Source organism: Bradyrhizobium zhanjiangense, assembly GCF_004114935.1.
In the GTDB taxonomy this organism is placed as follows: Bacteria; Pseudomonadota; Alphaproteobacteria; order Rhizobiales; family Xanthobacteraceae; genus Bradyrhizobium; species Bradyrhizobium zhanjiangense.
Genome location: NZ_CP022221.1, coordinates 1720069 through 1740553, shown reverse-complemented (window position 1 = coordinate 1740553; position 20485 = coordinate 1720069). Strand labels below are relative to the sequence as shown.

The window sequence follows — 20485 nt, the reverse complement described above, 5'->3', positions numbered from 1 at the left end:
GTGTCTCGCGCCCTGCTTTCTAGATTGCAGCGAACAGGAGAGCCGCCCAGGAGACTAGCCCATGACCGGAATTACCTTGACCGCCGAGCAGATTCGCAATGCCCCCGCACCAGTGCGGCAATGGATCGAGCATGAGGTCATCGCCGCGCTCGGCCTCGCGCCGCGGACACCGGCCGCCGCCCCGCCGCAGGCCGCCCATCTCGTCGCCTGTAGCGTGGAGGACATGGCCAGCGTGCTCGAGCACATCCGCGGCGTATTTCCCGCGGTGAACGTACTGTTCGAGCTCGGCCGTCCCGGCATCAGCTTTGGCCAGCCCGCGGTGATGATAGTCCGCCTGATGGACATCCTGCACCACACGCGACTTCAGGACGTTGGCCAGGTCATGACCTGCCTGGAGATGATCAACCAGGCGCTGACCGAGGTGAAGAAGGATCCTTCGGTGCGGTTTTGCGGTTTCGACAATGAGGGCCACTGCCTGATTGCGCCGCAGACGCAGGTGAGCATCGCAACGCTGTGGCAGACCATGATGGAGCGGCAGCAGGCGGCGCAGGAGCCCGAGGCCGACAGCCGGGTTGCGCCTGCGGCGTGAGATAAAGGGCGGCGCACACCCCGGTCATTTCGGGGCGCGTCGCAAGGACGAATGAGAAACGAGCCGCTATGATGCCAATGGTCGGACGACGCGTTCGACTTCTGCGTCAGGTGCCCATGAGGCAATCACCCATGTTCCACCGCCAGCGGCCTTTTCATCCACCTCGCGGCGCCCTCCTCCGCATCCCCCTCTTCCGCCTGCTCGCCATCAACCTCGCGATCGGCGCCTGCGCTGCGGCGCTGCTCGTCGGCGGACTGCTCTGGCTCAATCCCGGACATCTGCGCGAGCTGATCTTTGCCGACCGTTCGCCCGGCATCGCGCTTGCGCTGCTGCTCGCGTCCTTCCTCATCACCTTCGGCTCCGCCGCGATGGGCAGCGCGATCATGGCGCAGGGTCGCAAGGAAGAGCGCAGCGGCCATGACAGCGGACACGGATCGCGGCTCGCCGCGCAGGAACTTGCGCCGCGCAGGCGCACACCTGAGATATGCGGGGGTGATGGAACTCGCTTTTGCACATCGGATCGCATCACCTGCACGCAGGCGGGAAGGCGTGCAGGCTGGCGCACTTCGCTACAAAGCGCGCCAGCCGCGCTGCATTGCGACGGTAGGCAAGATGAACAAAGTGATTGAACGATCCAAGCAATTGTTGCGACGCGCTTCAAAACCGCACGCCGCGACCAACGCATATCTGATGCGCCCGCTGCGACATCAACGCCGCCACGATTTGCCTTGCCATCGCAGGGCATGTTCTATAGTCTTCTATTTTAGGTTGTCGCCCCGCCAGCCCCGGGCGACACTGAAGACCAAATAAACGGCGGGCTTTGCGGCCCGCCGTTTATTGAGGCTGAGAGGCGCGGCAGGCGCTTGGCAATCGCGGCTCCATTGTTGGTCAATCTAACGCTCCGGCGCGACGCTGATGTCGATAACAGCCGAAGTCATTTGACTGCGGCCTCCTGATCGACGACAAGCCGCCATGGCCAAAAAACCCGGAACCAATCCCAAAGGCGAGTTCGCCTTTTTCAACGTCGTCTATGAAGACGGCTCACAGCGCTCCAACCGCCGCGTGCCCGCTGAGCTGCTCGGCGGACTCGACGGCGACGAGCCCGCGCGCGGCTTCATCATGGAGCAAGACCGCGAGATCGCCGAGAAGTCTGGGCGGCCTGCGCTCGAGATCAAGCGGATCGAGCGGGTCGGGGCGAAGAAGAAGTAGGCCTTCAGCTTCTCCACGTCATTGCGAGCGCAGCGAAGCAATCTAGAAATGCCTCTGCGGAAAGACTCTGGATTGCTTCGCTGCGCTCGCAATGACGACAAAACAAAAACGGCGGGCCAACGCCCGCCGTTTTGCTTTGGATCGCTGCCTACGATCAATTATCCAAAAAGCTCCGCAGCTTCCGCGACCGCGACGGATGCTTCAGCTTGCGCAGCGCCTTCGCTTCGATCTGGCGGATGCGCTCGCGCGTCACCGAGAACTGCTGGCCGACTTCTTCCAGCGTGTGGTCGGTATTCATGCCGATGCCGAAGCGCATGCGCAGGACGCGCTCTTCGCGCGGGGTGAGCGAGGCCAGCACGCGCGTGGTGGTCTCGCGCAGGTTGGACTGGATCGCGGCGTCGATCGGGAGGATCGCGTTCTTGTCCTCGATGAAATCGCCGAGATGTGAATCCTCTTCGTCACCGACCGGCGTCTCCAGCGACAGCGGCTCCTTGGCGATCTTGAGGACCTTACGGACCTTCTCCAGGGGCATGCCGAGCTTTTCGGCGAGCTCTTCCGGGGTCGGCTCGCGGCCGATCTCGTTGAGCATCTGGCGGGACGTGCGCACGATCTTATTGATCGTCTCGATCATGTGCACGGGAATGCGGATGGTGCGCGCCTGGTCGGCGATCGAGCGGGTGATCGCCTGCCGGATCCACCACGTGGCGTAGGTCGAGAACTTGTAGCCGCGGCGGTACTCGAACTTGTCGACCGCCTTCATCAGGCCGATGTTGCCTTCCTGGATCAGGTCGAGGAACTGTAGGCCGCGGTTGGTGTATTTCTTCGCGATCGAGATCACGAGACGGAGGTTGGCTTCCACCATCTCCTTCTTGGCCTGGCGAGCCTCGCGCTCGCCCTTCTGCACGGAGTGCACGATCTTGCGGAACTCGACGATCTCGAGGCCGGTCAGCGCGGCAAGCTGATGCACCTCGTGGCGGAGGTCCTTGATGCGGTCCTTCTCGTGGTGGACGAAATTCTTCCAGCCCTTGGCCGACAGTTTTGAGACACGGTTGAGCCAGCGCGGGTCCAATTCAGAACCGGTGTAGTTGCGCAAAAAGTCTTCGCGCGCGACACCATGGCTGTCGGCAAGGCGCATCAGGCGGCCCTCGTGCGAGACGAGGCGCTTGTTGATGTCGTAGAGCTGCTCGACGAGGCTGTCGATGCGAGCCTGGTTGAGGCGGAGCGACTTCACCTCGACGATGATCTCGTCCTTCAGCTTCTTGTACTTGCGCTCCTGGTGCGGCGAGAGCGACTCGTTCTGGAGCTGGTTCTGGATGTCCTGCTCCTGAAGCTTGCGCAGCTTCTTGTAGCTGTCGGCGATCTTGTCGAAGATCTCGACCACCTTCGGCTTGAGCTCGGCCTCGATCGCCGCGAGCGACATCTGGTTCTCGAACTCGTCGTCGTCCATGTCGGCTTCGGCCGCGGCCTCGCCCGGATCCTTGTCCTCGCCGGCCTCAGCGCCAGCGGCGGCCGGTGCGGCACGGAACGGTGTCGGCGACGGGGGCGCAGCGGGCGGGGCGACATGCGCGGGGGCAGCTGCAGACGCGGTGGCGTCGCCACCCTCAGTCGACGCTTCGCCGCCCTCGCCGTTCGGGCCGGCAATCATCGCGGTGTTCATGCCGCCCTTGGCGTCGGGGCCGGCATAGGTCGCTTCGAGATCGATGATGTCGCGAAGGAAGATCTTGCCTTCGTTGAGCTCGTCGCGCCAGATGATGATGGCCTGGAATGTCAGCGGGCTTTCGCAGAGCCCTGCGATCATCGCCTCGCGGCCGGCCTCGATGCGCTTGGCAATGGCGATTTCGCCTTCGCGGGAGAGCAGCTCGACCGTGCCCATCTCGCGCAGATACATGCGCACGGGATCGTCGGTGCGCTCGCCCGGCTCGCTCTTCTTGACCTCGGTGACGGCCTTCTGGGTGACCTCGACGAGCTCGTTATCGGTCTCGTCGTCGGCCTCGTCCTTCTCGTCCTCGCCTTCGGTGTCCTCGGCTTCGGTGACGTTGATGCCCATGTCCGAGAGCATCGACATGATGTCCTCGATCTGTTCGGGCGAGGTCTGGTCGGACGGCAAGACTTCGTTGAGCTGATCGAAGGTCACGAAGCCGCGCTTCTTGGCCTGCTTGATCATCTTCTTCACGGCGGCGTCGGACAGGTCGAGCAAGGGCGAGGGCGCGTCCTGGGAGTCCTTCTCCGGCGCATCCGCTGCCTTGTCGTCTTTTTCCTTGTCCTTCGCCTGCAGCGTCTTTGCCTTGGTGGCCATCCATTGCTCCTAAACGCGCTTCAATGCAGACGGCGCGCCCCGCCTGCCTGAATTCACATGAACCTGTTGCTCGACGCTCTCGCTTCGGCAGCTCTCGACACAGAAAGGGCGGCGCACATGTCTCTCGCCACCCCCAACTTTCTCTCGCCGGATTTGCCTAACGCTTCGTGAGCCTCTTTGCCGCAGCGGATGCAGGTGTAGTGCCAACAGTGTTCGCGCGGATTTATTCCTGACGCGTCTGTTCTGCCTGCGGCCGCCTCTTGGCCAAAGTGCTACAAGACCGTTAAGCCTCGATTAACCCTGTTTTTGCCGCCAAACCCAGGATTTGGCGAGTCTTTTAGCGGTTTCGGCCGCGGCCGTCCGCATGATTCTTCATCACATGCTCTTCTGGAGCCGGCCCGACAGCTCACCAAAACCCTCGATCAGGGCCTCGGTACCGTCGACTTCGCCCATCCGAGCCTTGACGTCACGCAGCCATGCCAAATTGGCCTCGCTGGGATCCTCCCCCAAGGCCAGCTCGGCGTCTTTCAGCTCTCTAAGTAGTGAATGCCATTGCCGATGCAAGGCAACCAGCTGATGCCAGGTGGCAAGAACGTCGTCCCGCGCCGCGCCCTCGCGGGCGCCCCACACCGCGGCGGTCGTGATACCGTTCTCAACCCTTTGAAGTGTTTGAGAAAATCCACCCTTTTCGAGATCGGCGCGCATCTTCTCGGCCTGCTCGCCGGGGTCCGCTGAGTGGTGATGGTCGTTGGCAAAGGCGGCGATGATGCCGGCCCTGAGCTTATGAGCTTGGGGATGGGCCAGCTCCAGGGCGGCCACCTCCTCGAGGTGCTCATGCAGCAGCCAGGGGTGGTTGATCAGGCATTGCAGGATCAGGGCCTCCCGGCGGGAGATGGCGCTGCGCTGGCCGCGCATGATCGGGCTCGCCGCCAGCTGCGGGCTCGCCGCCTGGTAGGGACCCGAGGGCAGCGGCACGGGACCGGGCGGGCCGCGGCGGCCTCCGCCAAATCCCTGGCCACCGAATCGATTCGCCCCTCCCCCGCCCCTGGGCTGAAAGGACCGACCGGAATTGCCGCGGAAATTGCCCCGGCCGCCAAAGCCGCCGCGCCCGCCCTCGGGGGCAAAGGCGCGCTGGAGCCGGTCGGCGAAGTCGTCACGGTAATAGCGCCGCACCACCTCGTCGCGGATGCCGTTGGAAAGCTCCTTGATGCGCGCCTCCAGCGCGGCGCGGCGCTCGGGCGTGGCGAAATTGCCGCCTTCGAGCTCGCGCGACCAGATCATGTCGGCGAGCGGACGCGCCGCCGCGATCACCTCCTCGATCGCGCCGCGCCCGCCCGAGCGCACGAGATCGTCGGGGTCCTGCCCTTCCGGCAGCAGCGCAAAGCGCAGGCTCTTGCCGGGTGCGAGGAAGGGCAGCGCGAGGTCGGCGGCGCGATACGCCGCCTTCTGTCCGGCGCGGTCGCCGTCGAAGCACAGGATCGGCTCGTCCGCCATCTTCCAGAGCAGCGCGAGCTGGCTTTCGGTGAGCGCGGTGCCGAGCGGCGCGACGGCCCCTGCAAAGCCCGCGGTGACCATGGCGATGACGTCGACATAGCCTTCGACCACGATCAGCGGCGCGCCGTTGTGGGATGCGGCGCGCGCGGTCTGGTGGTTGTAGAGATTGTCGCCCTTGTGGAAGAGCGGCGTCTCCGGCGAGTTCAGATATTTGGCCGGAACGTCCTTCTCCAGCGCGCGCCCGCCGAAGGCGATGACGCGGCCGCGCAAATCGGTGATCGGAAACATTACGCGGTCGCGGAAGCGATCGTACGGCACGGGAATGTCGTCGCCGCCCACGAGCAGGCCGGTCTCGGCCATGTCGTCGACGGAGACGCCGAGCTTGCCGAGATGCTCCTTCAGCGCGAAGCGGTCAGGCGAAGCATAGCCGAGTCGGAACTGCAATTGCGTTGCGGGCGAGATGGCGCGGTCGGCGAGATAGCCGCGCGCTTTCGCCCCCACGCGCGAGGCCAGCGTCTCCGCAAAGAATTTTGCCGCGAGATCCATGACGTCATGCAGCGATTTGCGCCGCTGCTCGTGCCGGGCCGCATCTGGCGTCACCGCCGGCAGCGGCAGACCCGCCATGCCCGCGAGCCGCTCGACGGCCTCCGCGAACGGCACGCCGTCGGTCTCCATCACGAAGGTGATGATGTCGCCGTGCTTGCCGGAGGAGAAGTCGTGGTAAAATCCCTTCTGGTCGTTGACGTAGAAGGACGGCGTCTTCTCCTGCTGGAACGGCGACAGCCCCTTCCACTCCCGCCCCGCCTTCTTCAGCTTGACGCGCTTGCCCACGACTTCGGAGACCGAAAGCCGGGCACGAAGCTCGTCGAGGAATTGAGGCGTGAAGCGCATGGCGTGTGTGTAGCGCGAAACCGTGTGAGTCGGGCGAAAGGTTAGGGATATAGGTGCGGCTGGGCTAAAGGCTAGGTTTGTCGGGCTTATCCGGGTTATTCGACCTATGCACAGGCCATTCCGTCGTTGCTGGGATCGCGTCCGGAGATGACGGAGGCCGCGGAAAAGCTTGAACCGCGCCCGGTTCCACGCTTCCATACCCCCATGTTCAGGACCTTTCGAGGTGGCCAGAGCGGGGGCTGGCGTGTGACCTCGATTTCGCCTGTGACGGGCGAGCCCCTGCCCTTCGTGCCGGCGCTGTCGGTGACCGACAGCGAAGCCGTCTCATTGCCGCTGGTGCCCTCGCGCAATGCCTGGCGGCTGGTCGGCGTCACGAGCAGCTTGCGTTACACCGAGCGGCCCGAGAAGGAGCAGCTCGTAGCTGTGCAGGCCGGCCTCGGCCGGTTAGAGGCGACCAGCGCAGCGCTGATCCCGATCCGCAAGTCGCAGGCCTGGTGGGAGCTGACGCAGGAAGAGCGCCGCAAAATCTTCGAGGACAGATCGCACCACATCGCGAGCAGCCTGCGCTACCTGCCCGCGATCGCGCGGCAGCTCTATCACTGCCGCGACCTCGGCGAGCCCTTCGACTTCCTCACCTGGTTCGAGTTCGCTCCGGTTCATGCCGCGCTGTTCGAAGAGCTCGTGGCGATGCTGCGACGGACCGAGGAATGGAGTTACGTCGAGCGCGAAGTCGATTTGCGCATGGTTAAGGAGGTGCTGTCGGCTTAGTGATCGAGAAAGCGGCCGGACTCGATGCGCGGCAGATCGGTGACGGGCCAGTTGTAGATGTAGGTCCAGGCCTTCTCGGTGGTGCCGTCTGGCAGCGTCACGTCGATCAGCCTGCGCAGATATTCGGTCGGCTCCGGAAAGCCCTCGCCGCAGGCCTCATACATGTCGAGCTCGCGCAGGAGTTCGTCGCCCGCCCGCAAGTGAAAGAGCTCGCCATGGACGATGTCGGACGGCGCGTCCGACAGCAGCAGCCCCGGATAATGCTTCACCAGGACGAGCCTGCCGCGGCAGATCGCTTCCCCCAGGAAATCCGCATGCGCCGAGAGCAGTCGCGCCATCGGATGATCGAAGCCGCGCATCAGGGTGCCGTAGACGAAGAGACGATCGGTGGTCATGGGGAATCTATAGCTGGCAATGATGCGGAACGACAGCGCCGCATATTCGCTGTCGTCCTGGCGAAGGCCAGGACCCATAGCCACCGAACGCAGCAATGGGCAATCTGATCGTCCCAGCTTCGGGCCACACGGGCAGCCGGGGTAATGGGTCCTGGCCTTCGCCAGGACGACGATGTGTAGGCAATGACGCTCTCAACGGCATCCTCGGTGAAGCATGGTGATTTGAAGCGAACCAATCTATACCGATTTCCATCCGACTTTCGGGGCGACTTTTTCCATAGGCAATCAGGATGGCTTTAGACACGGCCGACGCGACCGATCAACTGCTCGGCGAGGGCGACATTGCGCCAGTGCATGAGGTGAATACGGGCGGCCAATCGCCCTTCCTGCTCACCGCGGATCACTACGGACGGGTGCTGCCGCGCGCGCTCGGCGATCTCGGCGTCGCGGAAAGCGATCTTGTCAGGCACATTGCCTGGGACATCGGCATTGCCGGCGTCGCCGAGCGGCTCGCAAAAATGCTCGACGCGCATCTGATCGCGCAGCGCTATTCGCGGCTGGTGATCGATTGCAACCGCCCGCCCGCCGTGGCGAGCTCGATTCCCGTGATCTCCGAAGCCACCGCGATTCCGCGCAACGAGGGCATTTCGGAATGGGAGCGCGAGGCGCGGCGGCGCGAGATTTTTGTACCCTATCATCATCGCATTGATGCCGCGATTGCCCGCCGCCTGCACGGCAAGCAACCGACGGTGCTGGTGTCACTGCACAGTTTTACGCCGGTCTATGCCGGCGTCGCGCGGCCCTGGCACATCGGCGCCCTGTATAACCGCGACACGATCCTGCCGCAGCTGCTCTTGAAACATCTCCGCGCTGAAAGCGATCTCGTCGTCGGCGACAACGAGCCTTATGCGGTGAGTGACCACACCGACTACACCATTCCCGTGCACGGCGAGGCGCGCGGCCTCGTCAACACCGGCATCGAGATCCGCCAGGATCTGATCGCCGACCAGTCCGGCCAGCGGCAATGGGCCGAGCGGCTGGCGCGGATCTTTGCCGAGATCGAGGTCGAGCTGAAGGCGGAGCTGTTGGTGTAGGCCTCACTTGGCCCTGGTCAGCGCCAGCCAGATGCCACCGCCGATCATGAAGCCGCCGGAGATGCGCGACATCATGCGCGTGCGGCGCGCCGAGAAGAATTTCCGGGCACGGCCGGCGGCGATGGCGTAGAGCGCATCCGTCATGACAGCCGTGACCATGAAGGTGGCGCCCAGCAGTGCGACTTGCGGAACGTGCGGCTGGTTCATGTCCATGAACTGCGGGATGAAGGCGCCGAAGAACACCAGGACTTTCGGGTTCGACAGCAGCACCAGAAATCCTTGCAGGAAGAAGCCGCCGCGCGGCGGCGGAGGCGGCGCGTCGACGCCGACGCCCTCGACCGGCGCCCAGATCAGCCTGATGCCGAGCCAGACCAGATAAGCGGCGCCGGCAAAGCGCACCCAGTCGAACCAGTAGCCCATGGTCGCCATCAGCGAGGTCAGGCCGACCGCGACGACGCCGATCACGATGGCGAGACCCGCTTGCGCGCCGGCAACGTTGGTAAGCGCCGCGCGCGTGCCGTGGCGCAGGCCGTTGGCGATGACGAGGGTGACGATCGGCCCCGGCAGCAGCGCCAGCGCAATGCAGGCGGCGACGAAGGCGAGATAGGCTTGCATGGACATCATGGGGAAGGACTCGCTGCGGTTTGTGCGCATTAATGCATGGGAAGGGCAGGAACGGAAGGCTCCTCAATCACAGCCGTCATGCCCCGCGGAGGCGGGCATCCAGTAAGCCGCGGCCTCTCCGTATCCCCACCAGCGTCTCTGGAATACTGGATCCCCGCCTTCGCGGGGGAATGACAGCGGAGAATGTGGAAGCGGCGCACCAACATCACCTTCCATCGAGCGCAGCGACCATCCATTGCTTCATCTCCTCCGTTTCCAGAAACGCTAGCGTCGCGCGCTGCAAGTCGTTCGCATCGCCCGCGCCTTGCGCGACCGCGACGAGCAGATCGCAGCGGCGCGAGACGGCGAAGCCGATCGCGGCGGAGCGCGCTCCGTCCGGCATCTTGAGATCATATCGCCTTGCGCGACCGCGCATCTCGCCAAACCCCACCTCCTCACCCGGTGCGGCCGCCGCAAACCGCGGGCTGATCATATCGACGTCCGCAACACGATCCACCTCATCATCGTCGGCGACACCGCGGTCGCAATTGCAGAAGCCCCGCTTGGCGCGCACGTAGAGCTCGGTGCCCGCGCAGGCGCCGTCGCAGCGGAATGCACGGCCCACCGGCCAACCATCGCGCGGAAACGGCCAGGCGATCTCGCGCCAATGCGCCAAGTCCTGCACCGGCGGCGGCGCGAGCTGGTGGGCGGCGACACCGGACACACCACACGCGATCATCACGGCCGCGATCGTCGCCGCGCGCCGCATCGTCAATTCTTCGGCAGGCCGGCGACGGTGCGCGCCGGTCCTGTCAGCTCGAGGATATGCAAGCCGGTATTGGCGCGATCGACGATGTAGATGTAGCCACGGTCGTCGGTTTCGACATTGTTGGTCTGGATCGCGACCTTGCAGCGCTCGCCGCCCTCGACGGGGATGCAACGCTTGTCGGTGGCAGCCGTGATCGACGGAATGAAATAGCCGACTTCCTTGGGATGATAGGGATCGCGGATGTCGAGCGCGCGCACGCCGGCATTGAAGAAGGCGATGAAGGCCATCTTCTTGTAATAGACCGGCGCCATGCTCTCGTTGGCGGAATGCGAGCCGAAGCGGCCGCCGCGCTGGCAGAACTGCCCGCTCGCCTCCGGCACCGTGTAGCTCGAGATCATCATCGGCCGCGCCTCGGTGGTGACGTCGGCGAACCAGACCATCTGCCGCGCCTCGCCGCATTCGTTCAAGATCGCCTCGTCCACGATCATCACGATGTCGCGGGTCTTGCCGTCCTTGTCCTCGGCGAACTCGGCGATGGGCATGTCGAGCATCGGGAACGTGGTGTGCGCGCCGTTGAAGGCCGACATCGGCATGCGCGAAATCTCCGGATAGCGCAGATTGTCCGCCGTGGGCTCCTTCGATCCGTTCAAGAGCTTTTCGCGATCGACGATCTGCAGGATGCCGCCCTTGTTGGTGCCGTAGCCGAAATAGACGCGATTGCCATCGGGCCCGGTCGAGATCGGACCGTGCAATTCGGTCGGCACCGCGCCGGTCGAGCCGGGCTCCTGCCCAGGCAGGCCGAAGTCGCGGATCTTCTGCGGATGCGCGGGATCGGAGAGATCATAGACCTGCGTCATCCGCCGCGTGCGCCAGTCCGGTGCGCCCGAGACCAGGAAGGCAATGCCGGTATCGCACTCCCACCAGCTCTTATGCGTGTCCTTCAAGCCGCCGATGCGGCTGATGAGCACGGGGCTGGCGGGATCGGTGACGTTCCAGATCTCATGCGCCTCGCCGCCGAAGGTGCGCAGCATGTAGACAGCGTTGGGATCACCCTTCGGCAACGCCTTGCCGTCGCAGACCCGCACCATCTGCGCGCCGCCGGATTCGTACTTGCCTTCCTGCCCCGGCAGATGCCGCAGATATTTTGGATGCGCGGGATCGGTGACGTCGACAATGGACGTTCCGTTCGGTTCGGCCTTGCCCGTCATCGGGTTGACGGGCGCGGGCACGTCGTCAGTGCCGCCGTGATGGCCGATATAGGCGATCCAGCGATCGCCCTGATGATGGATGGTCGGCTGATAGGCGCTGCGCGCCTGGAGATCGTTGGTGCCGACCAGCTTCATGTTGGAAGATTCCGGCGGCGCGCCGATCACTTGCTGCTTCTGGGCGTGAACGGCCGTGCTGCCGGCAAAAAAGACGAGGCAGGCAGCAGTCAAGACGCAACGGAACATGAAGTCCTCCCGGAACCAATCTGCGTTGGCTGAGGCGTGAGGCTAACACGGCGGATTGCGCGCGACCAAAACACGATTTCTCAAGCCGCGCTTGACATGCAACCACTTGGTTGCCTATTATCACGGCCATGGATGAGGTCTTCAAAGCGCTCGCCGATGCGTCACGACGCTCGCTCTTGGACAGGCTTCACGCCCGGAACGGCCAGACGCTGAACGAGCTCTGCGAGGGACTTGCGATGACGCGTCAGGCCGTGACCAAGCATCTTGTGATTCTGGAGGAAGCCAACCTCGTCAGCACCATCAGGCATGGCCGCGAGAAGCTGCACTATCTCAACCCCGTGCCGATCCATCAGATCGGCGAACGCTGGATGAGGAAGTTCGAGCGCTGCAAGCTCGCCGCGCTCAGCGAGTTGAAACGTCAGTTGGAGAAGCGCGATGAGTAAGCCGGAGTTCGTCTACGTCACCTATATCGAGACCACGCCGGAGAAGCTTTGGGAGGCGCTGACCAACAGCGCGTTCACGCGGCAGTACTGGTTCGACACCGAAGTTAGGTCCGATTGGAAGGTCGGCTCGCCCCTCGCCCTCGTGATGGGCGGCAAGGTCACGGACACCGGCGAGATCCTCGAGGCCGACCGGCCGCGGCGGCTCTCCTATACGTTCAAGCACGAGCTGATGGAGGAGATGCGGAACGAGGCGGCGACGAAAGTCGTTTTCACCATCGTGCCTCACGGCAATCTCGTGAAGCTGACGGTGACGCATGAAGGCTTCGCCGCCGGCAGCAAGCTGCTCGACGGCATCTCCAAGGGTTGGCCCGCGATCCTGTCCGGGCTCAAGAGCCTGCTGGAGACCGGCAAGGCGCCCACGATTCCCCCCGCCGCACTCGGTATCGAAGGATTTGAGTGATGAGCCTCGATCAATTCACGCCGCTCACCGTCTACACCATCTACATCGCCTCCACGCCGGAGAAGGTGTGGGAGGCGCTGACCTCGGCGGAGTTCAGCCAGCAATATTTCTTCGGCAATGCCGTCGAGGTCGAGCCACGGCTCGGCGGTGCCTTCATCGTGCGCACGCCTGACGGCGCCCTGCACATCAGCGGCGAGGTTCTCGCCTACGACCCGCCGCGGAAGCTCGCGGTCACGTTCAACGTCAACTGGCCCGATCTGATCGAGAAGCTCGGCCCGACCCTCGTCACCTACGAGATCGAACAGGTCGGCGATGCGGTCCGGCTCACCATGAGCGAAGGCCACGATCGCCCGCTCAGCGATGATATTCTTGCAGGCGGGCGCTCCGGCTGGCCGGCGGTCCTGTCCAGCCTCAAGAGCCTGCTCGAGACCGGCAAGCCGCTTGTCGTCAAGCTGGGCCCGCCGCAACGGATGCTCGATGCGCTGAAGGCGATGGGGATCAAGACGCCGTAGTTGCGGCAATCTCCGCTGTCGTCCTGGACAAGTGCCGCGAAGCGGCGCGCAGATCCAGGACCCATTGCCACCAAAGCCGATTTGACGAAGGCTGGTCATGACCAGTCCGCGCCAAACTGCTCCCCGGGGTAATGGGTCCTGGCTTTCGCCAGGACGACTATGGAATCGGCACCACAAGCCGCCGATAGAGATGCCAGGTCGCATGCCCCAGCACCGGTAGCGTCACGATCAAGCCGAGAAAATAAGGCAGCGCCGAGACGATCAGCAGCATCACGATCACCGCGGCCCATGAGATCATCGGCAGCGGGCTCATCACCACCGCGCGCACGCTCGTCACCATGGCCGTGACGAAATCGACGTCGCGGTCGAGCAGCAGCGGAAACGACACCACGGTCAGCGAAAACAGGATCAGCGACAGCACGGCACCGACCGCGTTGCCGATGGCGAGGAACAGTAAGCCCTCGTTGGTCGTCAACACCACCGTCATGAATTCCTGAAGGCTCGAGAACGAGGCATGCAGGCCGAGCAGCAGCGCGATCAGGAGCCGCACCTGGTACATCCAGACCACGAACACGAACAGCGTCACGAACGCCATCCAGCCGATTTCGCTGCGCGAGCGCACCGCAGACCAGATCGCGCCGAAGGAGACCGGCTCGCCGCGCTCGCGGCGGCGGCTGACCTCATAGAGACCGATCGCGACGAACGGTCCGATCAGCGCGAAGCCCGCCGCCAGGGGATAGACCAGATAGACCATGCCGAAGGCGGTGAGGCACAGCATGATGACGATGCCGCCGGCGGCATAGAGCGCGCCGAAGCAGACGCCGTAGAGCGGCAGCGCCTGGAAATCGCGCAGGCCCTCGACCAGCGCCTCGGCGATGTCGGTCGCCGCAACGGGACGCACCACCGGATCAACCTTGCCCGAGATGGACATCAGCTTCCTCCCTCACGCGATCTTCGCCGCGTGTTGTTGGGCTGATGTTAGCTCGCTCTCGCGATCCTTGCATTGGAAGAGTTGACGGTCGGCTGATACCGCCATCCGCCACCGGAAAACGTAGCGCTTGTCAGGCGCGCGATGTGAGCAGCAGCGCCACACCGAGATTTGCCACGAACAGAGCCGCATCGATGACGAAGATCCTGAGCATCGGGCCTTTCAGCACGGGCCAGTAGGCCACCCCGACGCGGCCGCCGCGCATCAGCACCGGAACGTTGTAGGCGAACTGGCTGAAATGGCAGGCGGCGAAGAACAGGAACAGCGCGAGCTGGGCTTCGACCGGCTGGAAGAAGGACGGACGCGCGGCCAAAAGATAGAACGACAACAGTCCGATCGGTAAATTCATCCCGCCGAGGAACGCGACGCTGGCCGCCAGGGTCGGTGCGATCGGATTGCTGCGCTCTTCCCGCGGCAGCAGGATCTTCAGCGTGTTGCGCTGGGCGATGCTGAACTGGACGAAGGCGCCGACGAACCAGAGCGTGTTGAGGAGCAGGACGATATCCGAAAAGCGCATGACTATTTTCCGTAAAAAGCTTCGCTGCGCACCACACGGCCCGCATCGTCGAAGTCCATGAACTCGCTGGCGCGTGTGTCGCCAAGCTGCCACCACACGGTCAGTCGCGCGATCGCCTCATCCCAGCTCCAGCCCAGGATCTTCAGGTCGGCGCTCTCGATGTGGCCATAGGCCTTCCGCCAATAGGCGCGGATGTTCTCGGCGCCCGTGACGAGTGGAGAGCCCGTCAGTGTAAGAGCAAGAGGACTGCGCATCTGCGCATTGTCGGCAAAATGCGCGACGACCGCATCGATATCGACCCTGCACCAGCTCGCGCACCATGCCGCGACAAAGCGTTCGATGGTCGCGCGATTCATTGCCTGTGCACCCATGATCGGCGCCCTCCCTGGCTCGTTGGCCGGGAAAATGGCAAAGCCAGAACATCATGTCAACTATATTGACTTGAAGTTTCGATCAGTTGTTGTCGGCGATCGCCTCCATGACGCCCATCCATGCCACCGTACCCGGCGCGCCGACGCGGTCGAACGCTTCGCGCAGCACCTTGCGTTCGTGGTCCGATGCCCTTTGCTCGATGCGTTGTCCCGCCGTCGTGAGGCGCAGCAGTTTCGAGCGATGCTGCTCGGGCGAGCGCTTCGACGTCACGAGCTTGCGCTCCAGCAGCAGGTTGAGCGGCCGGTTGAGGGCTTGCTTGGAAATGCCGAGGATCTCGATCAGCGACCCGATCGCGATATCGGGCCGGCGCGCCACCACGTAGAGGATGCGGTGGTGCGGACGCGACAGGCCCTGCTTCGCAAGATATGCGTCGGCCTCCAGCGTCATGCCGCGCCAGCCGTAATACATCAGCTCCAGCGCCGCATCCAGATCGTGCAGCTTCGGCAGTGAGGCGCGGAGAAGCCCCGCGGCTTGAGACGTCTTTGCCATTGTCGGAAGCTAACCCTTCGCCCGCAGCTCGCGCCGCAGCACCTTGCCGGTGGCGGTCATCGGCAGCGTCTCCGCGAACGCGACGAAGCGCGGATATTCGTGAGCGGCGAGTTGCACCTTCACGAACTCCTGGATTTCTCGCGCAAGCGCGTCGCTGCCGGTAAAGCCGGGGCGCAGCACGATCCAGGCCTTGATCGATTCGGTGCGGATCGGATCGGGAATGCCGACCACGGCGGCCATCGCCACCGACGGATGCTTCATCAGCGTGTGTTCGATCTCGGACGGGCCGACGCGATAGCCGGCGGTGGTGATGACGTCGTCCTCGCGGCTGACATACCAGAAATAGCCCTCCTCATCCTGCACGCCGAGATCGCCGGTGAGCAGGAATTCGCCGGCATATTTCTTCGCAGTCGCCTCCGGGTTGCGCCAATATTCGAGCATGGTGACGGGACATGGCTGGCGCACGCCGATGATGCCGCGCTGACCGCGCTTCTGCTCTTCGCCCTTGTCGTTGACGATGCGGACGTCGAAGCCCGGCGTCGCCTTGCCCATCGCGCCGGGGCGGATCGGGAACAGGTTGGAGTTGCTGCCGATCACCAGATTGCACTCGGTCTGGCCGAAGACTTCGTGCGCATCGATGCCGAAGGTGTCGCGCACCCAGCCGAGCAATTCGCCACCCAGAGACTCGCCGCCGGTAAAAATGCTGCGCAGCTTCACACCTGGATGTTTCACACCGGCCTGCCGCATCAGCTTCAATGCGGTCGGCGGCAGGAAGACGTTGCGCACGCCGAGGTCCGCCATCATCTGCATCGCCGCCTGCGGCTCGAATTTGCGCGCACGATGGCCGACCAGGGGAATGCCGTGATACCAGAACGCCAGCAGGCCATTGACGAGGCCGCCGATCCAGGCCCAGTCCGCCGGCGTCCACATGAGATCGCCGGGGCGCGGCAGGAAGTTGTGGCACATCTCGACGTTCGGCAGATGGCCGAGCACGACGCGGTGCGCATGCAGGGCGCCCTTGGGGTTTCCGGTCGTGCCCGAGGTATAGATGATCAGCGCGGGATCATCGGCGGAGGTATCGACCCGCGTGAAGTCGGGCGAGGCTGCCTTGACCGCGTCCCAGAATGATTTCGCGTCCTCAGGTGCGCGCGCGCCGACGACATAGACATTCTTCAGCTCCGGCAGGCGATCGCGGATCTTTGCAAGCTTGTCCCAGCCGCCCTCGTCCGTGACGATCGCCTTGGCCTCGGAATTCGACAGGCGGAATTCCAGCGCGTCCTCGCCGAACAGCGCGAACAGCGGGATCGAGATCAGGCCTGCGCGGAACGCCGCCATGTGCACGATCGGCAGCTCCAGCGACTGCGACAGGAACACCGCGACGCGGTCGCCGCGCGCAAGTCCATCCGCCGTCAGCACATTGGCGAAGCGGCGCGACATCTCGGCGACCTCGTCAAAGGACGTGCGCGTGGTGGCGCCGTTGTCGTCGACATAGATCAGCGCGAGCCGGCCGGTGCCATCGGCATGACGATCGCAGCACGCCTCCGCCATGTTGAAGCGCGCGGGGATGTCCCAGCGGAAATTGCGATAGAGCTCGTCGTAGGTTGCGGCTTCGGTGAGCATGGGGTCGTTTCCGCGGTCGGCGTCATGGCCGGGCTTGTCCCGGCCAGCCACGTTCTTGTTCGTTGCCACCAGTTTAAGGCTATGGATGCCTGGGACAAGCCCGGGCATGACGCGCGAAGCATCGGCAGCCGAAGGCCGCCTATGCCACCCTCTCCACAAAGGAAAGAGGGGAAGAACGAGCTAGCCCGACAGCGCGGCCTTCACCAGGCCGGACGCCTTGCCGAAATCCATCTGTCCGGCGTATTTCGCTCGCAATACCGCGATCACCTTGCCCATGTCCTTCATGCCGGCGGCGCCCGTTTCAGCGATCGCATCCGCGATCGCCTTTTTCACCTCGTCGTCCGACATCTGCTTCGGCAGGTACGCCGAGATCACCGCGATCTCCTCGCGCTCCTGGGCGGCGAGCTCGGCGCGGCCGCCCTTGTCGTAGAGCTCGACCGCCTCCTGGCGCTGCTTGATCATCTTCTGCAGCACGGCGAGGATGTCGGCGTCCGACAGCGGCGGCTTGCCGCTGCCGCGAGCGTCGATGTCGGCATTCTTGATGGTCGAGTTGACCATGCGCAGCGTGGACAGCTTGCGCTCGTCCTTGGCCTTCATGGCCTCCTTGACCGCATTGTTGATGTCGTCGCGCAGCATGGTCGGATCCTCTCAATCTGTCGCGCCTGATCTAAGCCGTTCGCGGGCAAGAGGCCATACCGGACCGGGCGCCGGTGCATTGTTTCCTTGCCAGGGCTCGAAATGGCTCAAAATTGCCAGTTCCGGCTTAAGTACCTGAAGCCGCCCGCCAAATATGCAAAAACGCATGTGAATCCGGCCTCTCCCGCTTTGACGGCGGCGTTTGCGCAGACTATGAAACGCGCTCATGACACAACATGACAACGATCCCGCCTGGCCGGACCACAAACCGACCGCGCTCCTCGTGCTTGCCGATGGCACGGTGCTCGAAGGCTTTGGTCTCGGCGCCGAAGGCCACGCCGTCGGTGAAGTCTGCTTCAACACCGCGATGACCGGCTATGAGGAGATTTTGACCGATCCCTCCTATGCCGGCCAGCTCATCACCTTCACCTTCCCGCATATCGGCAATGTCGGCACCAATGAGGACGACATCGAGACGGTGAACATGGCGGCGACGCCCGGCGCGCGCGGCGTGATCCTGCGCACCGCGATCACCGATCCCTCAAACTACCGCGCCACCAAGCATCTCGACCAGTGGCTGAGGGCCCGCGGCATCATCGGCCTCTCCGGCATCGATACCCGCGCGCTGACCGCGCTGATCCGCTCGAAGGGCATGCCCAACGCCGTGATCGCCCATTCCAGGACCGGCGAGTTCGACCTGCATGGCCTCAAGGAAGAGGCGCGCGAATGGCCGGGCCTCGAAGGCATGGACCTCGTGCCGATGGTCACCTCCGGCCAGCGCTTCACCTGGGACGAGACGCCCTGGCTGTGGGACAAGGGCTTTGGCCGCCAGGACGAGCCGGAGTTCAACGTCGTCGCCATCGACTATGGCATCAAGCGCAACATCCTGCGCCTGCTCGCCGGCGTCGGCTGCAAGGTGACGGTGGTGCCGGCGACGACCTCGTCCGAAGACATTTTGGCGATGAAGCCGGACGGCGTGTTTCTGTCGAACGGCCCTGGCGATCCCGCCGCCACAGGCAAATATGCCGTGCCAGTCATCCGGGACGTGATCAAGTCGGGCACGCCGACCTTCGGCATTTGCCTCGGCCACCAGATGCTCGGCCTCGCCGTCGGCGCCAAGACCAAGAAGATGCATCAGGGCCATCACGGCGCCAATCATCCCGTCAAGGATGAGACCACTGGCAAGGTCGAAATCACTTCGATGAACCACGGCTTTGCCGTGGACGAGACGACGCTGCCGAGGGGAGCGACGCAGACCCACATCTCGCTGTTCGACGGCTCCAATTGCGGCATCCAGCTCGACGGCAAGCCGGTGTTCTCGGTGCAGTACCACCCCGAGGCATCCCCGGGTCCGCGCGACTCGCACTATCTGTTCCAGCGCTTCGCGGAGCTGATGCGGCAGAAGAAGAGCGCTTGAGGCACACTGCGGCTCTCGTGCCCCGGGCGCAGTGCAGCGCGCCGCTTTTCGCGGCGTGATGCGCTGCTGAACCGGGGCATTCTGGGTCCCGGCCCTGCGAAGCAGCGCTTCGCGCTGCATCGCGTCTGGGACAGGAACGGAACGCATTGCGGGCGACTCCGGTTGAACGAGCACGCGTTCTTTTCTCGGAGCCCCGCCATGTCCGTCGTCCGCGACAAGGCCGAGCCGCTTGCCATCGTGTTCGAGGATGACGGGCTCGTGCCGAACAACATCCTCCCGTTCCTGGTTTACCAGAGCGCGGTGAAGCTCGATCCGGAGCATCCGGAGGAGACCATCGAAGAGCTGTTCGAAGCGAACGGCTGGGGCGGCACATGGCGCAACGGCGTCTTCGACTATCTGCACTATCATTCGACCGTGCACGAGGTGCTCGGTGTTGCGCGCGGCAGCGCTCGCGTCCGCTTCGGCGGCGATCATGGCCAGGAGCTACAGATCAAGGCCGGCGACGTCGCGATCCTGCCGGCCGGTACCGGCCATCAATGCATCAAGGCGAGCGACGATTTCTGCGTGATCGGCGCCTATCCGCCGGGCGCCAAGATGGAGATCACGCGCGCCACACCGGAGAACCACGCCAAGGCGCTGAAGACGATTCCGAACGTGGCGCTGCCGCCAGCTGATCCCGTGACGGGCAAGGATGGCGCGTTGATGCGGCTGTGGCGGTAGCCAAAGCGCAGGTGCCCGTGGGCAAAGCGACTAGTCCGCCGTAGCTCGAAGAGCGAAGGCGGAAGCGTGCCCACCAAACACATCGACCGTAAGGATGGATGGTGGGCACGGCGCGCAATGGCGCGCCTTTGCCCACCCTACGGCAGTTGCATCCCCTACGCCGCGTTGCTGCCCTCCTGCCGTGTCGCTTCGAACAGGAACCAGGTGCGGCGCTCGGTCTCGTCGATGAAGACTTCGAGGATGCTGGCGCTGGCGACATCGCCGGCCTCGTCGCAGACGTCATGTGCCTTGCGCATCGCAGCGGCGACATGCTTGTTGTCCTGCATCAGCTCGCGCATCATCTCGCGCGGCGGGACGTAGTTCTCGTTGTTGTCCTTGATGGTCTGGAGCTTTGCGACCTGGCCGATCGACTTCAGCGTGGTGCCGCCGATCTTGCGGACGCGCTCGGCGAGCTGGTCGGTGGTGGCGAAGATCTGATCGGACTGCTCGTCGAGCAGCAAATGGTAATCGCGGAAATGCCGGCCGCTGATGTGCCAGTGGAAATTCTTGGTCTTCAGATACAGCGCGAACGCGTCGGCCAGAAGCACGTTGAGCGCCTCCGAGACCTTCTTGACCCCATCGGGCGACAGATCGGTGGGAGTGTCGAGATCGGGCGAGACCTTGTTGTTGGTTTTGCTCACGGGAGACCTTCC

The 20485-nt window shown here is 64.1% G+C and carries 22 protein-coding genes and 1 pseudogene; 10 read left to right on the top strand and 13 right to left on the bottom strand.

Annotated elements, in window-relative coordinates:
• Positions 1 to 61: 61 nt before the first annotated feature.
• The 3 genes and pseudogenes from XH85_RS08335 (at position 62) to XH85_RS08325 (ending at position 1798) form a co-directional block, all read left to right on the top strand.
• On the top strand, positions 62 to 589 hold the full coding sequence (locus tag XH85_RS08335; protein ID WP_128931504.1) for a hypothetical protein: 528 nt from the start codon (positions 62 to 64) through the stop codon (positions 587 to 589).
• A 131-nt stretch (positions 590 to 720) separates the two neighbouring features.
• A pseudogene (locus XH85_RS08330) lies at positions 721 to 1017 on the top strand (hypothetical protein); the annotation flags it as partial.
• Positions 1018 to 1561: 544 nt separating this feature from the next.
• Positions 1562 to 1798, top strand: a complete 237-nt coding sequence (locus XH85_RS08325) for a hypothetical protein (RefSeq protein WP_128931503.1) — start codon at positions 1562 to 1564, stop codon at positions 1796 to 1798.
• A gap of 154 nt (positions 1799 to 1952) precedes the next feature.
• Here XH85_RS08325 and rpoD read toward each other — a convergent pair whose 3' ends face one another.
• Positions 1953 to 4094: an RNA polymerase sigma factor RpoD gene (gene rpoD / locus XH85_RS08320; RefSeq protein ID WP_128931502.1), complete on the bottom strand. Its 2142-nt coding sequence runs from the start codon at positions 4092 to 4094 to the stop codon at positions 1953 to 1955.
• 375 nt (positions 4095 to 4469) lie between these two features.
• Positions 4470 to 6479, bottom strand: coding sequence for a DNA primase (gene dnaG / locus XH85_RS08315; RefSeq protein WP_128931501.1), 2010 nt, complete (start codon positions 6477 to 6479; stop codon positions 4470 to 4472).
• Between the two features lie 204 nt (positions 6480 to 6683).
• Between dnaG and XH85_RS08310 the strand changes: the two genes are divergently transcribed.
• Positions 6684 to 7247, top strand: coding sequence for a chlorite dismutase family protein (locus tag XH85_RS08310; RefSeq protein ID WP_128931500.1), 564 nt, complete (start codon positions 6684 to 6686; stop codon positions 7245 to 7247).
• Here the strand turns inward: XH85_RS08310 and XH85_RS08305 are convergent.
• A complete protein-coding gene (locus XH85_RS08305; protein WP_128937153.1) occupies positions 7244 to 7642 on the bottom strand; it encodes a gamma-glutamylcyclotransferase family protein in 399 nt (132 codons plus the stop codon). The two genes, XH85_RS08310 and XH85_RS08305, sit on opposite strands and share 4 nt — an antisense overlap.
• A 290-nt stretch (positions 7643 to 7932) precedes the next feature.
• Here XH85_RS08305 and XH85_RS08300 point away from each other — a divergent pair, with 290 nt between their 5' ends.
• Positions 7933 to 8736 (top strand): N-formylglutamate amidohydrolase, encoded by an 804-nt coding sequence (locus XH85_RS08300; RefSeq protein WP_128931499.1) that lies wholly within the window; start codon positions 7933 to 7935, stop codon positions 8734 to 8736.
• A 3-nt stretch (positions 8737 to 8739) separates the two neighbouring features.
• On the opposite strand, the gene XH85_RS08295 is transcribed toward XH85_RS08300, so the two are convergent.
• The 3 genes from XH85_RS08295 to XH85_RS08285 all read right to left on the bottom strand — a co-directional run bounded on the left by XH85_RS08295 (position 8740) and on the right by XH85_RS08285 (position 11559).
• Positions 8740 to 9360: a LysE family translocator gene (locus tag XH85_RS08295; protein WP_176946147.1), complete on the bottom strand. Its 621-nt coding sequence runs from the start codon at positions 9358 to 9360 to the stop codon at positions 8740 to 8742.
• Between the two features lie 205 nt (positions 9361 to 9565).
• Positions 9566 to 10108 carry a hypothetical protein gene (locus XH85_RS08290; RefSeq protein WP_128931498.1) on the bottom strand — a complete coding sequence of 181 codons (543 nt, stop codon included), beginning with the start codon at positions 10106 to 10108 and terminating at the stop codon, positions 9566 to 9568.
• Between the two features lie 2 nt (positions 10109 to 10110).
• The gene (locus XH85_RS08285; RefSeq protein WP_128931497.1) at positions 10111 to 11559 is read right to left on the bottom strand and encodes an LVIVD repeat-containing protein; all 1449 of its coding nucleotides are present in this window, start codon (positions 11557 to 11559) and stop codon (positions 10111 to 10113) included.
• A 128-nt stretch (positions 11560 to 11687) separates the two neighbouring features.
• On the opposite strand from XH85_RS08285, the gene XH85_RS08280 reads away from it, so the two are divergent.
• From XH85_RS08280 to XH85_RS08270, 3 genes are read left to right on the top strand one after another with little or no spacing between them, the layout of a single operon-like run.
• Entirely contained in the window at positions 11688 to 12002 is a 315-nt protein-coding gene (locus XH85_RS08280; protein WP_128937152.1) for an ArsR/SmtB family transcription factor, read from the top strand.
• Positions 11995 to 12462, top strand: coding sequence for an SRPBCC family protein (locus XH85_RS08275; protein WP_128931496.1), 468 nt, complete (start codon positions 11995 to 11997; stop codon positions 12460 to 12462). The genes XH85_RS08280 and XH85_RS08275 overlap by 8 nt, the downstream gene beginning before the upstream one ends.
• Positions 12462 to 12974 carry an SRPBCC family protein gene (locus XH85_RS08270; protein WP_128931495.1) on the top strand — a complete coding sequence of 171 codons (513 nt, stop codon included), beginning with the start codon at positions 12462 to 12464 and terminating at the stop codon, positions 12972 to 12974. The genes XH85_RS08275 and XH85_RS08270 overlap by 1 nt, the downstream gene beginning before the upstream one ends.
• A 157-nt stretch (positions 12975 to 13131) precedes the next feature.
• On the opposite strand, the gene XH85_RS08265 is transcribed toward XH85_RS08270, so the two are convergent.
• The 6 genes from XH85_RS08265 to XH85_RS08240 form a co-directional block, all read right to left on the bottom strand.
• Positions 13132 to 13905, bottom strand: coding sequence for a DUF2189 domain-containing protein (locus XH85_RS08265; RefSeq protein WP_128931494.1), 774 nt, complete (start codon positions 13903 to 13905; stop codon positions 13132 to 13134).
• A gap of 130 nt (positions 13906 to 14035) precedes the next feature.
• Positions 14036 to 14479 carry a hypothetical protein gene (locus XH85_RS08260; RefSeq protein WP_128931493.1) on the bottom strand — a complete coding sequence of 148 codons (444 nt, stop codon included), beginning with the start codon at positions 14477 to 14479 and terminating at the stop codon, positions 14036 to 14038.
• A gap of 2 nt (positions 14480 to 14481) precedes the next feature.
• On the bottom strand, positions 14482 to 14850 hold the full coding sequence (locus tag XH85_RS08255) for a YybH family protein (protein ID WP_128931492.1): 369 nt from the start codon (positions 14848 to 14850) through the stop codon (positions 14482 to 14484).
• Positions 14851 to 14932: 82 nt separating this feature from the next.
• Positions 14933 to 15400 carry a MarR family winged helix-turn-helix transcriptional regulator gene (locus XH85_RS08250; RefSeq protein WP_128931491.1) on the bottom strand — a complete coding sequence of 156 codons (468 nt, stop codon included), beginning with the start codon at positions 15398 to 15400 and terminating at the stop codon, positions 14933 to 14935.
• Positions 15401 to 15409: 9 nt separating this feature from the next.
• Positions 15410 to 17020 (bottom strand): acyl-CoA synthetase, encoded by a 1611-nt coding sequence (locus XH85_RS08245; protein ID WP_128937151.1) that lies wholly within the window; start codon positions 17018 to 17020, stop codon positions 15410 to 15412.
• 180 nt (positions 17021 to 17200) lie between these two features.
• On the bottom strand, positions 17201 to 17656 hold the full coding sequence (locus XH85_RS08240; protein WP_128931490.1) for a GatB/YqeY domain-containing protein: 456 nt from the start codon (positions 17654 to 17656) through the stop codon (positions 17201 to 17203).
• A gap of 226 nt (positions 17657 to 17882) precedes the next feature.
• Here XH85_RS08240 and carA point away from each other — a divergent pair, with 226 nt between their 5' ends.
• Both carA and XH85_RS08230 read left to right on the top strand, forming a co-directional pair.
• Positions 17883 to 19073, top strand: coding sequence for a glutamine-hydrolyzing carbamoyl-phosphate synthase small subunit (gene carA, locus XH85_RS08235; RefSeq protein ID WP_091898753.1), 1191 nt, complete (start codon positions 17883 to 17885; stop codon positions 19071 to 19073).
• 198 nt (positions 19074 to 19271) lie between these two features.
• On the top strand, positions 19272 to 19793 hold the full coding sequence (locus tag XH85_RS08230; RefSeq protein ID WP_128931489.1) for a cupin domain-containing protein: 522 nt from the start codon (positions 19272 to 19274) through the stop codon (positions 19791 to 19793).
• A 155-nt stretch (positions 19794 to 19948) separates the two neighbouring features.
• Here the strand turns inward: XH85_RS08230 and XH85_RS08225 are convergent, their stop codons facing one another.
• Positions 19949 to 20473 (bottom strand): Dps family protein, encoded by a 525-nt coding sequence (locus tag XH85_RS08225; RefSeq protein WP_128931488.1) that lies wholly within the window; start codon positions 20471 to 20473, stop codon positions 19949 to 19951.
• Positions 20474 to 20485 lie beyond the last annotated feature (12 nt).